Source organism: Paenibacillus sp. FSL L8-0641 (assembly GCF_038006265.1).
In the GTDB taxonomy this organism is placed as follows: Bacteria; Bacillota; Bacilli; order Paenibacillales; family Paenibacillaceae; genus Paenibacillus; species Paenibacillus polymyxa_D.
This window is the reverse complement of sequence record NZ_JBBOUW010000001.1, coordinates 1,549,170-1,563,408: the sequence shown is the minus strand read 5'-3', so window position 1 is coordinate 1,563,408 and position 14,239 is coordinate 1,549,170. Positions and strand designations below refer to the sequence as shown.

The following is a 14,239-nucleotide window of genomic DNA, read 5'->3' as shown; positions in this document are numbered from 1 at the left end:
ATAGGGTAGCATGCCCATGCTACAATTAACTGAGATCAACCTGTTTTATATTCATTTCAAGCCGAACTCGCAATCTGCATCGGACGGCAACTTCCAACAAGAAAGGTGATTAGCAATGAAAAACATCGGATTTATCGGACTGGGCACCATGGGCGCCCCGATGGCATCCAATCTGCTAAAGCAGGGATTCGGAGTCACAGTTTATAATCGCACCGCTTCGCGCTGCGAGCCACTGGAAGAGCAAGGCGCACGTACAGCTTCAACCCCTCGTGAAGCAGCTGAAGGTCAGCACTTGGTCATTACCATGGTCAGTGATGATCATTCCATTCGTGACATCTATTACGGCGAAGACGGCGTGTTTGCCGGCCTTACGGCTGGCATGACCGTGATGGACAACAGCACGATTTCACCTGAGCTGGTCAAACAACTAGCCGCCGAAGCGGACAAGCTGGGCTGTTCCTTCATTGATGCTCCCGTAACAGGCAGTAAGCCTGCCGCTGTAGACGGCACACTCGTGTTCATGGTTGGTGGTAATGCAGAAGCCATTGCGGCACAATCAGATGTTTTTGATACCCTGGGCAAAAAGGTACTTCATATGGGACCTAATGGAAGCGGGGCCGTAGCCAAGCTCGCTCATAATACGATGGTCGGTATTCATAACCTCGCTCTGGCTGAAGGCTTTGCTATCGCGGCTAAATCCGGCATCCCGGCAGACAGCTTCCTTGAATTGGTACAACTCGGATCGGCAGGCAGCAAGGCCGCTGACCTGAAAGGGCGCAAAATCATTGAGCATGATTTTAGCAACCAGTTCTCACTTGCCTTGATGCTTAAGGACTTGAAGCTTGCTTCCTCACTTACAGACAGCCTGTCCATCCCCGCACCTATGTTATCCATCGCCAAAAGCCTATTTCAAGCCGGGCAAACGCAAGGCTACGGCGACGAGGACCTATCCGCTGTAGTGAAGACATACGAAGCATGGATTGGCCGCACCATTGGTGGTCAACCTCTCGAATAAGCTGTACCTTTCTTTGTAACCATACGGCTGTGCTTGTGTACATATGGCATAGCTTTAGGGTAAGCACACTTGGCTTGAAGGCTGAGTGTGCTTACCCGTTTTAGCTTACTATTCGGGATAAGAACAGCAATAATCAGTTACACTTCGTACTTCCAGCTTGAACGAGGACTTTGCAGGTACGTGAAAGGTTGCTGTCCCTTGTATTTCCAGCCATTCCTCAGTACCTGGAAGTAACACTCTCAGATCCCCTGCCAAAATCTCCATAATCTCACGGGAATCCGTGCCGAACTCGTACGTTCCTGGCAGCATAATCCCCAGTGTAACCTTACTACCGTCACCCAGGATGACTGTACGGCTTGTAACCTGACCATCGTAATAAACGTTTGCTTTTTTAACTACGCTTACTCCATCAAACTGTGTCATTCGTTATCCCCTCATCTGCTCTCAATGGTTGAATGAATATTGGTGCATCATAACATAGATTTGATTCCAGCTTCAGTATGAAAATACACACTGTATCACGTATGCAATACACTGGAATTCCAAAGTGATCTTTTCGCAAAACATCAACTGTATGAAACAAACAGCCGTAAGCCTTACTCAGGTTACGACTGTCTGTTTTAGATGCTCCAATGTTTTATTTCAACAAAGCTTTCACACGGCTAACAACATTCTCTACTGTAAAGCCGTATTCCTTAATCACGCGGTCGCCAGGTGCGGATGCGCCGAATGTACTGATACCGAGAATGTCGCCTTGGTCGCCAACATATTTTTCCCAGCCCAGTGGATATGCCATTTCTACAGCCAAACGAGCTTTCACTTCTGGCAGCAGAACGGAATCTTTGTATGCTTTGTCTTGCTTTTCGAACAGATCCCAGCTTGGGAAGCTGATAACACGTACTTGAATACCTTGTTCTGCTAGTGCTTCCTGAGCTTTAACAGCCAATTGCACTTCGGAGCCTGTAGCTAGAATTTGAGCAACTGGTTTGCCATCTGTTGCATCTGCAACCACATAAGCACCGCGTTTGATACCTTCGCGTGCATGCTCAGCACTAGCAGCCAGGATTGGCAGGTTTTGACGAGTTAATACCAGAGCAACCGGGTTTTTCTTGTTTTCCAGCGTGTAAGCCCAAGCAGCAGAAGTTTCATTACCGTCCGCTGGACGAATTACTGTCAAGTTCGGGATAATACGCAGGGAAGCCAATTGCTCGATCGGCTCATGAGTCGGACCATCTTCACCTACAGCAATACTGTCGTGAGTCAGAACGTAGGTTACAGGCAATCCCATCAGAGCTGCCAGACGAACAGCTGGACGCAGATAGTCTGTAAATACGAAGAATGTACCGCCGAATACTTTTACACCTTGGTGCAACGCCATACCGTTCATCGCAGCAGCCATACCAAATTCGCGGATACCGAAATAGATGTTACGACCGGCGTAGTCTTCTGGCGTAAAGTTCGTCAAGTTGTTCAAATGTGTCATCGTGGAGCTCTCCAGATCGGCAGATCCGCCTGTTAGGAAAGGTACGTTTGGAGCTAATCCATTCAGAGCATTACCAGAAGCTACACGAGTCGAAACGGCTTTGTCTTCAGTCGTGTACTTCGGAAGGTCACGATCCCATCCTTCTGGGAGATCGCCGTTTACAGCTGTTTCGAACTGAGCTGCCAAATCAGGGTGAGCTGCTTTGTATTTGGCGAACTGTTCATCCCATGCTTTGTTCGCTGCGATACCGCGCTCTTTTACTTTAGCAAAATGCTCGCGAACCTCTTGTGGTACATGGAAGTCCTCTTCGTATACCCATTTGTAGAATTCTTTAGTCAGCTTGGCTTCTTCTGATCCCAGCGGGGAACCATGAGTACCGCCGTGTCCGCCTTTACCTTGTTTGTTCGGGCTTCCGTAGCCGATGACAGTTTTCACTTCAATCAGCGTAGGACGTGTCGAGTCGCCTTGCGCTTCTTCAATGGCTTTTTGGATGGCTGGAAGGTCGTTACCATCTTCTACGCGCAGTACTTGCCAGTTGTAAGCTTCAAAGCGTTTGGCAACACTCTCGGAAGAGGACAGATTAAGCTTGCCGTCCAGTGTAATATCATTGGAATCAAACAATACAATCAGCTTGCCCAGTTGTAAGCGACCAGCCAGCGAGGCAGCCTCGTGGGAAATACCCTCCATCAGATCGCCATCGCCGCAGATTGCATACGTGAAGTGATCTACAACTTTAAATTCGTCCTTATTATATGTTGCGCCCAGTTGAGCTTCAGCCATTGCCATACCTACGGACATTGCGAGACCTTGTCCCAGAGGACCGGTTGTAGCATCTACACCAGCAGTGTGGCCAAACTCAGGGTGGCCCGGTGTAAGGCTGCCCCATTGACGGAATTGTTTCAGTTCTTCCATAGGAAGATCATAGCCGCTCAGGTGCAGAAGGCTGTATAGCAACATGGAACCGTGTCCTGCAGACAATACAAAACGGTCACGGTTAACCCATGTAGGTTGATCAGGATTATGATTCATCGTTTTAGCAAAAAGTTGGTATCCCATTGGCGCGGAGCCCATCGGCATACCAGGATGTCCCGAGTTTGCTTTCTCGATGGCGTCAATTGCCAACGTACGAATAGTTGTGATGGACAAATTGTCGATCGTGGAGTTTTCATCCTTTTGAATCGCTTGGTTCTGGTCAGTCATGGTTAGCCTCCTCATATTGTAAAAAGTATGTCAATTGCATTCGGTCATACTCCCCAACATCACCGCCTGATACAAAAACGATGTCTGTTGAAGTGAGTGAATCTGCTTGAATGTTTCAATATGACTTATACATTCTTAAATATTGTACCATTTGCCGTGAAAGTTTGCCAGATCGTTTATAAAGATGATTGTGGGAAATGTAGTACCGTGTCCTCATATAAATATACCCGTAATGTATTAACCTCATTTAAAAAAATATAAAATCACAAAAATATTATGTACTGACCGGCTATAAGGCTAATAATTCACATGAGGATTTTGCAAAATCCTTATATAAAAAACAAAGCCCGTTATGCGATGGGCTTTGTTTAACAAAAAATATAGATTCACAAATTTTTTCTGAAATTTTAAGATTAGTTAAAAACGACTGTTTTGTTCTCATGAACCAGAATACGATCCTCTGCATGCCACTTCACGGCTCTTGCCAAAACGACCCGCTCTATGGTGCGACCGATCCGTTTTAGCTCATTTACATCATCTCCGTGGCTTACACGCTGCACGTCCTGCTCAATGATCGGGCCGCCGTCCAATTCTTCAGTTACATAATGCGCAGTAGCACCAATAATTTTCACACCGCGATTATAGGCTTGGGCATATGGCTTCCCACCCACGAATGCAGGCAGAAAGGAATGATGGATATTGATAATTCGGTTGCGATAATGCTCAATAAACTTGGGAGATATAATCTGCATGTAACGGGCCAAAATGATAACGTCTATCTCTTCGCCAATAACCTCTAGTTGGCGACGCTCCGCCTCCGGCTTGGTATCGGCGGTTACCGGAATATGGTGATATGGGATACCAAACGATTCCACATACTCCTTCATATCCGGATGATTACTAACCACCAATGAAATATCCGCGTCCAGATCTCCTGCCTGCCATTGCCACAGCAGTTCTACCAAACAGTGATCTTCTTTGGAAACGAAAATGGCCAGTTTTTTCTTGCGGCTAACCGCAGAAATCGTCCACTCCATACGGAATTGCTCAGCAACAGCGGCAAAATCCTGCTCCAACTGTGGCTGGGTTGCACTCAAATTCGGCAGATCAAATTCAATCCGCATAAAAAACATACCGCCCGACGGGTCCATTGTATATTGGTCAGATTGAACGATATTGGCCCCATGCTCGTACAAAAAACGGGACACGGCCGCTACAATACCTGGTCCATCTGGACAAGATACAAGCATACGCGCGCGGTTTTCATGGGCTGATAGAGTGCTATTTGGCTGATGTTTTACGTGAATTTCCATGTGGCTATTAATCCCCCTTAGCTTATACCGTCACTGGCAAATGACTGCCGGCAAACCAGGCAATCAACCGTTGATTAATGTGTTCTTCGCTCAAATCTGGAAATAGTGCTGCTTCCGTTATCATGTCATACAGACGCTCCAACGGCTCACGTGGATCGGCTTTTCTTGCTTTGGCATCATTTTTCAGCAGAGCCCAGGTGTCCAGCACAAATTTACGGACATCCACATCCTGTTTTTTGAAAAACGAATGCAATTGCTCTACCTGACCCAAAAACTCATCCCCAAAGCGCTCCTTTACATTTCCGCGAAGCAGGGCAATTTCAACCTCATACATCGGACGCTGAGTTTTGGCTTCCTTCCCAATCCATGGCGTCTCCAAAATAAACGGACGTTCTTGAAGTGCTTCATGATGCACCACATTATGAATAGTCTGATAGCCAATCCAGCCTGATCCGATCGGAGTATGTCGGTCTTTATGAGCGCCAACTGGATTTTTACTGTCATTAATGTGAACAACTGCAATGCGATTCAAGCCGACAATACGGTCGAACTGCTCCAATACACCGTCCAGATCATTTACGATATCATAACCCGCATCGTGAATGTGACAGGTGTCCATACAAACCGTAAGACGCTCGTTACGCTCTACTTTATCTATAATGGAGGCAATCTCCTCAAAGCTACGCCCCATTTCCGTTCCTTTGCCTGCCATCGTTTCAAGCGCGATGTTAACATCTGTCTCCTTCACGCCGTTCAGTACCTCGTTCAAACCATCGGCAATACGCCCGATTCCATATTCCGCATCCTTATCGGTAAAAGCGCCCGGATGCAGCACAATATTTTTCACACCTATCGCGTGTGTGCGCCGAATTTCCTCCTGAAGAAAGCTGACCGCAAGCTCATAGGTATTTTCTTTGTAAGAGCCAAGGTTGATGATATACGGGGCATGCACCACGATATCTTCCATTCCCTTCTCAGCCATTAACTGCTTGCCTTCCTCCAAATACATGGACTCCATCGGCTTACGACGCGTGTTTTGCGGTGCTCCCGTGTATATCATAAAGGAGCTGGCCCCGTAAGTAGACGCTTCTTTTGTAGCGCTGAGCAGACCCTTGTCCGAGAAGGACACATGAGAACCAATTTTCAGCATGACCCTGATTCATCCCCTTATCCTGTTATGCTTGTCTTATTTTAATTTAATCATTTTAACGTGATTATTGAAATCAAACAACATAGCTTTTATGGCAACTTTCTTAAATCAGGATTTTGCAAAATTCGATTCCAGTCGCTCCAAAGTGCAATATACAGACGAACCAGACCATTTCGATCAATATATTCTTCATTGAAAGTCGCTTATTGGGCTTTTGCAAAATCCTCAAATAACTCTATTAAGGGAATACGTAGATAAAGTACACATCAGAATATATGTTAGTCAAACAGGGGTAAATAAAATCATGGATTGACACTTAACCGTATAAAGGACATTCATATGAAGTTTTTTTCTCTCGAAAAGGGTTATATTCTATAACGGATGTATTTTTTGTGAATTGGAAGGAGAGCTGGCTCCATGAACATCATCGTATGTGGAGGAACTGGATTGGTGGGGAGTGCACTGGTCAAAAGCCTGCTAGACGACGGATACACCGTGAAAGTCGTTACCCGCAAGCCACTGGTAGGACACGAAGCGAGCCCCCGCTTGCAATATATGAGCTGGAACGAATTAAAACAAAAGCCTGAAGTACTGGAAGGCACAGATGCGGTCGTTAATTTAGCAGGCGAAACGCTGAATCAGCGCTGGACGGATAAGTCCAAACAAAGAATTCTTCAATCTCGACTGCTATCTGTTGCCCGGTTGGCTCAAGCATTGAATGCTCTACAAAAAAAACCGAAAGTAATCATTCAGGCTTCTGCTGTTGCCGCCTATGGTACATCCCTGACCGAAACATTCGATGAAACGAGCCCGCGCTGTTCGGGAGATTTTCTGTCTCAGGTAGTTGAGCAATGGGAAGAAGCAGCCAATGCCTACCCTTCTGAAGCCCGTTTAATTAAGTTACGCATTAGCCTTGTGCTGGACAGAAAAAAAGGGGCATTCCCACTCATGAAGATGCCTTATAGCTTCGGATTCGGCGGCAAAATAGGTAGCGGCCATCAATGGATGAGCTGGATTCATATTGAAGATATCGTTCGTCTGATCACGTACTGCATCCATACGACGGAAATCGTCGGAGCAGTGAATGCTTCATCACCACAACCCTTGACGAACGACCAGTTTGGGAGGACAGTAGCTACGGTATATCACCGTCCGCACTGGTTTCCCGTCCCCAGCATTCTCGTTTCAAAGCTAGTTGGTGAGATGAGCACGCTAGTATTGGATGGTCAGAAGGTAATACCGCGCAAAGCGCTGGAGCACGGATTTAAGTTTCACTATCCTTCACTTAAGGACGCTCTTAAAGAACTCCATTCTTCCCAAAAACAGCATTGAATTGAAAAAGAGGAACTCTTGGCTGGTAGGTAGTGTCACTACCAGCTTAGGGTTCCTCTTTTTAGTCAGATACAATCTCTCAAGCAGACTACAAGTTATTAAGATGCCCCATTTTATTCCCATGAATAGTCCACTATTCATAAAGAAAGAAGCTCTGAATATAACAGGCCTCTTCTTGACATATATCCATATAACCTTCATTTATGATGCATTGGAGGATTTAAAAGAGTCCAACCGGTAAGTATAAGAAACTCCAGCGATTTTAAAAGTATCTCCATCCTTCATTGTGTACTCCTTATAAGGCACCATAGGCTCTCCATTCAGAACAGTTCCATTCGTCGAGGATAAATCCTTAACAATGTGGCTATGTTCTCCTGTAACTATGCAAAGCTCAATATGAGAACGGGAAGCTCCATCCGTATGCTCTACAAACTGAACCAGTTGCGGATCTCTCCCGATGATAAAACTGCCTGCAACAAATTGGTCTGGCTGCAACCGGATGCGCTCTGTCCCTCCACTACCTGGTGGCTTGCGATCCAGGCAAGCCATTGGTGATTGCTGCACTGGTGAAATCTGCATCTCTTGATCTGCACGAAGCAGTATCGTTTCCTGCTTAGATGCAGCATTTAGAAGCTCCGTTACCCCGGAGAGAGACTTATAATAAGCCTCACTGGTATCACTGGCTTCCAATTCATTTCCCCGTTCCGCACCTTTCCACGATGGCTCGTGTAAGTCACAATTTGCTGAAGTTTTCTTACTATCTTCCGTAACTCGATTTCCCACGCTCTTAGATTCTGAGTTTGGAAAAGTCCATCTCCAGTTCTCCTGCCCTTGATCACTCGAATCGGAAGATTGCTTGTCTTGATGATGACGTCCCGCTACAAATCCGGTCAGCTTATCTACCTGATAACGATCATTTTTGCGCCGTACTGGGGAAGAAGTAGTTCCTAACCATTCCGAATCCAATACAGGTACTGAATCGCTGTACATATGAGATGAAGTTCGATTGCGCTCCCATTTCCCCGTCCAGCTTATATAAGCAACAGCGGCAAGTACCAAGGTCAGCACCACGGAAATAATCAACGGTACCGTCTCTGGATGGTCCAGATAAATATAACGCCACACGATGGCCGAAGCGAGCAGACATCCGAGAGCAATGTAGGTTTTATATTTTTGCAATCCAGACTCCACATCTTCTACTTCGTTTTCTGTTACATGCTCGGAATTCTCCTCTGGTTTCACGGACGGTTTGAGCCGATTGATCCGTTTAAGCTCCTGAATCTCCTGTAGAGTTTCCCGATGCTCTCGCGCGTATTTTCCGCCACGATCCGTATAGTTCCCCTGTGAGGTATGGGCAGATAGGATAGGATCAGCTGATGAAAAAGCTCGCTCTTCCATACTTTCTGCCTGCACGCTAACACTCTCTGTACCAGCCTTCATTCCTTGCAACAGCAGTTCCTTTAGCAAACCCAATTCAAATTCATTTCTATCACACAGATCGAGTATGCGTTGTATATTTTCTCCCTGAAAGTGGGCCACACGAGTCATTAAACGAATAACCATCTGCTTAAATTGACTGCCTGTTTGCCCTGCATACTGTACACTGCGTAAAGGAACATAGGTTAAACTGGCGGTTTCCCTTGTACCTGAACCACTTAGAAAAATATAATCCTCGTGCAAAATAAACTGGCGAATATCTAACATATATTGCGGGCTGCGATGGAGGGCATCTGCCACTTCAAAAAGAATCCGGTAGAAATCAGAAGTCGACACGCCCCCACCTTTCCATAATTGGGAAAGCATGCGTTGCCCCGAAATGTCGTAATGTAACTCAATCTGAAAATCGACTTCCTTTATTCTAAGTTCCAGTAGACCGGGAATCCGATTACCAGTCATCATTCCAGTTTGTACGGAATTTAAATCATCGGTTTTGAGCCCGTCTTCCTTGTTTAGAATCATAAATGTCCCGCCGTTCCGGGTAAAATCCCTGCTTAAACCAAACAATTCATGACCTCCTTAACAATTTCCTATCTCCATGAGGTAGCATGATCTCCCCCAGCGGACATGTCATGGCAAGAAGTAAAGATAAGCACTGATCGCCCCCGGAATGACTGCCGTCATAAAAGGAAACCTGAGGTGTGCTTCATTTCCACTGGTCAGTGCTTTTCCACTGCGAAATAGAAAAAATCCTCCTAAATTAAAAGCTACGCGCCGCAGTCTCATGATGGTTTCCCTCTTCCATAGCAAAATCCCTATGCCAATAATACCTGCAAAAAAAATCGAATATAAAGCTGACTGCCATGCAAAAGCGGCACCTGTCCATGCTCCAATCAAGCCGAACAGCTTCACATCTCCTGCACCAACAGCTCCCATCCAGTACAAAATCAGCATGAACCCAAATCCGGTACCCAGTCCAGCAACAGCAAATAAAAAACCGTGCCATCCCCCAAATAGAGTATTGAATACCAAGCCTACCACTATGCCGGGCAATGTAAGCTTATTAGGGATTTTCATGCTACGTAAATCTGTAACTAACGCGATCGCGAGCAGAACTCCGCATACAATATACATCCACGTCAATGCGATCTTCCCCCTTTATAAAATAGAACTAGCAGACTGCCAAATCATTTTCCATCGTAGCTATCCCTACAAGTCTATATCCATCCTATCCATCAGCTGGCTTTTCCACGGTAAACGGAACTTCTATACGTTGACCAACCTCTGTTTCAATTACAAAGCTCCATTGACCAGGTGTTGTGTTCGTTCCCACAAACCAGTTCCATTCTATAATCCCGTCCGCGTTGGCAGAGGTCCAGCCCAAGTGCTGAGCTGTGCTTTCACCCGACTTATAAAGCACAGAAAGGTTAGCAGTCGTCCCAGGCTCAACCTTGGCCTTGATTAAATTGTACACACCCTTCACAGCAGGTTCAGGCTTAACGAGCAACTGTATGGAATGCTCCGCATCCTTGTCCCCCGTCGCATTTCCTGTACCTGCTCCTTCCCCTGTGTCACCAATCCAAAGACGTTCCTCAGCTGCCGCCTGAAGCACAATGCTGCGATACAGAAAAGGAACCTTCATCGGCAGTTCATACGACAGTTCTACTCTAAAATAAGGGTCCTTAGTTCCTGTAAGAGCAGGTACATGTACGCTCGTTATATGAATACGGTCATATTCCAGAATGCTTTCCTCCATAAAAGGCTTTAGCATCGGCTTCAAAACAGGATCGAGTGCAGCTTCCGTAAATCGCCCCCGCAGTTCCTCCATCGGCTTTTGACCGCCCTGAACAGCGCTTTCTACCCAATCACCAATTGGAGGTGGCAACTGGGCAGCGAATTGGCTTGCATATTCACTCACAGATAACTTGGGCAGTTCATCCAGCGGTTCACGCACTGCATCTATTTTTGCGGACGCCGCCTCCACGGCTAGAGAAACTGGGTAGATTTTAGCCGAAACCTGTTTAACCGCTTCTGAAGCGGTGGTCTGCAACGCTGTAGATACCAGTGTCATCTGAACCATATAAATGAGAAAAATAATAAAAAACAGAAACATTGGCAACACCAATGACGCTTCTAAAACAATACTTCCTTGTTCACATTGCTTTTGTCCACAAACTTTCCGTAAACACCGATTAATAGGAAAAATGCGCTGTTTTCGTGACATAGTACACACTTCCCTTAATACTCTCGCCTTCTTTTGAGGCGGTCCCGAGCATCTTCATTACCCCAGGTAGAAACCACAGCCTCATCCCATTCTTGACCTCACCCGTTGCATACGTTTGCCGCTCAGCAGGATTGACATCTGTATTCAGACGGATCAGAGCCAGCATACGGGACATTTTTCGTTCATTATTGCTATGGAGCATCAGGAACAATCGCAAATGATCCTTGTATGTCATTCGAAATTTCAGAAAATCAGACAATGGCACGTCCCCCTTTTGTGCCAGCATAATCATGTCTTCTATCGCTTTTTCTACTCCATATAACAAAGCTGCCGCCAAAACGACCAACGGATTACCTTTTGAGCTGTTCTTAACCAATCCCTCCATTGTTCGAATGGCAAGTCTCATAGCAAAAATTTCCCCATAGGCGGATGCCAGATTACCCGTCGGATTATGGAACCCATACAGGATATACTCAACTTCCTGATTATTTACCTCTAGCTGATCTCCCAAAATCTGTGCAGCATTTCCCGCATTTCCACCCGATCCGGCCAAACTGCCAAAACGGCTGAAATCCACATGATGGAAGTAAGAAAGTGCATATTCATTCTGGTAAAACTCGTCTCCCAGTTGAGTCAGTAAATTGGATGCCGATCCGTATAGACCATCCATACTATCCATAGAAGCTCCCGCTGCATCATAGGTGTCATAGGGCAAATCGGAGGAAACAGATGGACTGGATGTAGACTGGTTAAACGAAATACTTTCATTGTAATACCGCTCTAGATTTTGGAATTGTTCTGTACTTTGTTTACCCTTGGAAAGAACCTCAATAATCCGATAGGCTTGTTTGAGCTTGTTTTTCGCCTCTTTTTCCATTTTTTTGCGTTCTTTGTCCAGGCCGCGTCGCGTATCCATCGTCCTGGCTTCACCGTCGAGTACATTGGCGGGTCCCGCCCAAGCATACGCATTTAAGTATTTATCTATCTCCTTGAGCGTAGAAGCGACTTCTTGCTTGAGCATGTCTGCATTCAAAAATGGATCTGTATAAAAGGATAACGTACGCATCATACTCGTTATTCTATTGTTAGCAGTATTTATAGAAGTCCGTTGCTTTTCAATTTCTGCTTCCCATTGCTCAAATTCCTTGTCTGGAATCAATAAATCCTCTGCTTTTTGCCGTGCGCTTCCTACCGACGGATCTGCGTTGGATCCTGCTCCGCTTGGAGTAGGGGCTGCTGAAACCTCATCGTAGCCAGCATTGGCCGCCCTCTGCTTATATTGGGCAATGACTTTGCGCATCTCTTCATTAATCTGCCGTGCTTCATTTAACGGTTCCTTGGCTTCCAGAAGCAACTTATCATGTTCTTCCCCAGCTTGAACCATGATCTGACGCAGGCGATCAAGCGCTGCCCTCGCTCTACGTGCATACTTTTCCATCTGCATGATTTTAACGTCGTCCACACTCTTCTTATTGTCTTCATATACATGTACGTAATGCTTATATTGAGCGGCAATATCGGCTACAACCTCAAGCGGGTCCCATATATACTGATTGGGCATATAGGTGCCCCTCTGTTTAATAATCCGCTTGCGAACCTCTTCCATATAAGCTCCTGCCTTACGCTGCTTCTCCAGCATGTCATCCAGTTTGGCCTCTCGTCTGTCGTATAGCTTTTGCAGCCGTTTCAGCAAATCTACCGTATGAGAAGCCTCTTTCATATTTTGAGAGAGCGGCTTCAGCTTTTCGAGCACTTCAAACGTAAAATCGACAGGTGCTTTATACTTCATCTCTTCACGGATCTGCTCGTTAAATATGGCATATTTACCAAGCTCCCTTTCCATTTGCAGGGAACTAGAATCCAGCTTCATATTCATAAGCGGTAGCGTTTCTGCGCGTGTCGTACGCCGCGCGCTATCATTCAGCACTTTGACCATAATTTGTTCTCCGCCGCCTTCGCCATAAGCAAACAAACCGTACTCCTGTTGTAATGTCGGATCATAAGCAGACATCACTGAACGAACCGCCGCATGGGTCAGCCGTTCGGTCTGCACATGCAGTGCAGCAATTCTCGCGTAATCAATAAATACAGCAATAAAACCGAACATGACCGCCAAAATCAGAATTAAAAAGACCGTGACAGCACCTGATTCCCCGTCCTTTGTATTGTGACCCTTACCAAACACCCGCTTCCTCCTTCCCAGTTACATTCCTATTCCTTACTTCTCACTGACCATTTTGACCATATTGCATCAATACTTTCCCTACAACTGCCGAATCTACCTTTTCACCTGATCCTCTGCCCATAAACTTCGCACCATAATAACGGACCAACTCCACCGTACGAATCCATTCCACAGGTTCGACCACGCCTGAACTCATTTCCCCTTTCAAATCTGTCTGATCTAAAAACTGATTCAACAAAGGTACCTTCACGATCTTATTTAACTTGGTGGTCACCTTACGGTGAATCATACTGTTCTCATATGTCATCTGCCCCTGCATGCCCGCAGGCATATTATTTTCTGCATTGGACAGCTTTTGAGCAGGTAACGAGCCTCCCCCATTGCCGCCCGGAACCTGTACACTTTCCTGATTGTTGGCTCCGGTCCAGCCAAACAGGGCTCCGAGCATAACATCATCCTTCAAGCGCCAATAGAGAGAATCCCGTTGCCCCTGTGTAAATGCTCCCGTACGTGGGTCCTTGAAGCTGTTATCCCAACTGTAAGCGGCCCTTTCCGAAGCAGTAGCAGCGACCTGCACCAATATAGACTTTTGATATATGTACAGGCAAAAAAATAACATCACAAAAATGACCAGCAGTAGAATGGGAAAGACGAGGGAAGCTTCCAAGGAGAAGCTCCCGTCCTCTTTTTGTGCCAATTTGCGCAGCATTATGAATCCATAAAATCGTTACTTTTTTTATCCGCCTTTTTCAAAAGCCCTTCTACAATTTTCTTGATCTGATCCTTAAAAATAATTGCCACCGCAATCAGAATGGCAATGATCAGGATCATTTCTAACGTACCCAGACCATCCTCATCCTTGTACAATTTACGAATACTGCCTGTTACTAATGTCATCAT

At 45.9% G+C, this 14,239-nt stretch carries 12 protein-coding genes; 2 read left to right on the top strand and 10 right to left on the bottom strand.

Annotated elements, in window-relative coordinates; genetic code table 11:
* The first annotated feature begins 115 nt into the window (after positions 1–115).
* Positions 116–1,015 carry an NAD(P)-dependent oxidoreductase gene (locus MKY16_RS06970; protein ID WP_029516376.1) on the top strand — a complete coding sequence of 300 codons (900 nt, stop codon included), beginning with the start codon at positions 116–118 and terminating at the stop codon, positions 1,013–1,015.
* 108 nt (positions 1,016–1,123) lie between these two features.
* On the opposite strand, the gene ppnP is transcribed toward MKY16_RS06970, so the two are convergent.
* The 4 genes from ppnP to MKY16_RS06950 all read right to left on the bottom strand — a co-directional run bounded on the left by ppnP (position 1,124) and on the right by MKY16_RS06950 (position 6,161).
* The gene (ppnP, locus tag MKY16_RS06965; protein WP_013309288.1) at positions 1,124–1,438 is read right to left on the bottom strand and encodes a pyrimidine/purine nucleoside phosphorylase; all 315 of its coding nucleotides are present in this window, start codon (positions 1,436–1,438) and stop codon (positions 1,124–1,126) included.
* Positions 1,439–1,652: 214 nt separating this feature from the next.
* On the bottom strand, positions 1,653–3,698 hold the full coding sequence (gene tkt, locus MKY16_RS06960; protein ID WP_029516375.1) for a transketolase: 2,046 nt from the start codon (positions 3,696–3,698) through the stop codon (positions 1,653–1,655).
* A 413-nt stretch (positions 3,699–4,111) separates the two neighbouring features.
* Positions 4,112–5,011 (bottom strand): formyltetrahydrofolate deformylase, encoded by a 900-nt coding sequence (gene purU, locus MKY16_RS06955; RefSeq protein ID WP_029516374.1) that lies wholly within the window; start codon positions 5,009–5,011, stop codon positions 4,112–4,114.
* 22 nt (positions 5,012–5,033) lie between these two features.
* Entirely contained in the window at positions 5,034–6,161 is a 1,128-nt protein-coding gene (locus tag MKY16_RS06950) for a deoxyribonuclease IV (protein ID WP_340954789.1), read from the bottom strand.
* 417 nt (positions 6,162–6,578) lie between these two features.
* On the opposite strand from MKY16_RS06950, the gene MKY16_RS06945 reads away from it, so the two are divergent.
* Entirely contained in the window at positions 6,579–7,493 is a 915-nt protein-coding gene (locus MKY16_RS06945; RefSeq protein ID WP_069012189.1) for a TIGR01777 family oxidoreductase, read from the top strand.
* A gap of 201 nt (positions 7,494–7,694) precedes the next feature.
* On the opposite strand, the gene MKY16_RS06940 is transcribed toward MKY16_RS06945, so the two are convergent.
* The 6 genes from MKY16_RS06940 to MKY16_RS06915 all read right to left on the bottom strand — a co-directional run bounded on the left by MKY16_RS06940 (position 7,695) and on the right by MKY16_RS06915 (position 14,239).
* Positions 7,695–9,497 (bottom strand): DUF6382 domain-containing protein, encoded by a 1,803-nt coding sequence (locus MKY16_RS06940; protein ID WP_340954785.1) that lies wholly within the window; start codon positions 9,495–9,497, stop codon positions 7,695–7,697.
* A 63-nt stretch (positions 9,498–9,560) separates the two neighbouring features.
* A complete protein-coding gene (locus MKY16_RS06935) occupies positions 9,561–10,073 on the bottom strand; it encodes an A24 family peptidase (protein WP_025722689.1) in 513 nt (170 codons plus the stop codon).
* 85 nt (positions 10,074–10,158) lie between these two features.
* Positions 10,159–11,154, bottom strand: a complete 996-nt coding sequence (locus MKY16_RS06930; RefSeq protein WP_029516369.1) for a TadE/TadG family type IV pilus assembly protein — start codon at positions 11,152–11,154, stop codon at positions 10,159–10,161.
* Positions 11,123–13,339 carry a hypothetical protein gene (locus MKY16_RS06925; protein WP_340954783.1) on the bottom strand — a complete coding sequence of 739 codons (2,217 nt, stop codon included), beginning with the start codon at positions 13,337–13,339 and terminating at the stop codon, positions 11,123–11,125. Before MKY16_RS06925 ends, MKY16_RS06930 begins: the two co-directional genes overlap by 32 nt.
* 40 nt (positions 13,340–13,379) lie before the next feature.
* Positions 13,380–14,048, bottom strand: coding sequence for a TadE family protein (locus tag MKY16_RS06920; protein ID WP_340954780.1), 669 nt, complete (start codon positions 14,046–14,048; stop codon positions 13,380–13,382).
* Entirely contained in the window at positions 14,048–14,239 is a 192-nt protein-coding gene (locus MKY16_RS06915) for a Flp1 family type IVb pilin (RefSeq protein WP_013309278.1), read from the bottom strand. Before MKY16_RS06915 ends, MKY16_RS06920 begins: the two co-directional genes overlap by 1 nt.

Bases quoted from the DNA above. Each gene is read 5' to 3' on its own strand.
- MKY16_RS06970 (WP_029516376.1), top strand. From the start codon at position 116: ATGAAAAACATCGGATTTATCGGACTGGGCACCATGGGCGCCCCGATG.
- MKY16_RS06915 (WP_013309278.1), bottom strand. From the start codon at position 14,239: ATGATGACATTAGTAACAGGCAGTATTCGTAAATTGTACAAGGATGAG.
- MKY16_RS06920 (WP_340954780.1), bottom strand. From the start codon at position 14,048: ATGCTGCGCAAATTGGCACAAAAAGAGGACGGGAGCTTCTCCTTGGAA.
- purU (WP_029516374.1), bottom strand. From the start codon at position 5,011: ATGGAAATTCACGTAAAACATCAGCCAAATAGCACTCTATCAGCCCAT.
- MKY16_RS06945 (WP_069012189.1), top strand. From the start codon at position 6,579: ATGAACATCATCGTATGTGGAGGAACTGGATTGGTGGGGAGTGCACTG.
- ppnP (WP_013309288.1), bottom strand. From the start codon at position 1,438: ATGACACAGTTTGATGGAGTAAGCGTAGTTAAAAAAGCAAACGTTTAT.
- tkt (WP_029516375.1), bottom strand. From the start codon at position 3,698: ATGACTGACCAGAACCAAGCGATTCAAAAGGATGAAAACTCCACGATC.
- MKY16_RS06950 (WP_340954789.1), bottom strand. From the start codon at position 6,161: ATGCTGAAAATTGGTTCTCATGTGTCCTTCTCGGACAAGGGTCTGCTC.
- MKY16_RS06930 (WP_029516369.1), bottom strand. From the start codon at position 11,154: ATGTCACGAAAACAGCGCATTTTTCCTATTAATCGGTGTTTACGGAAA.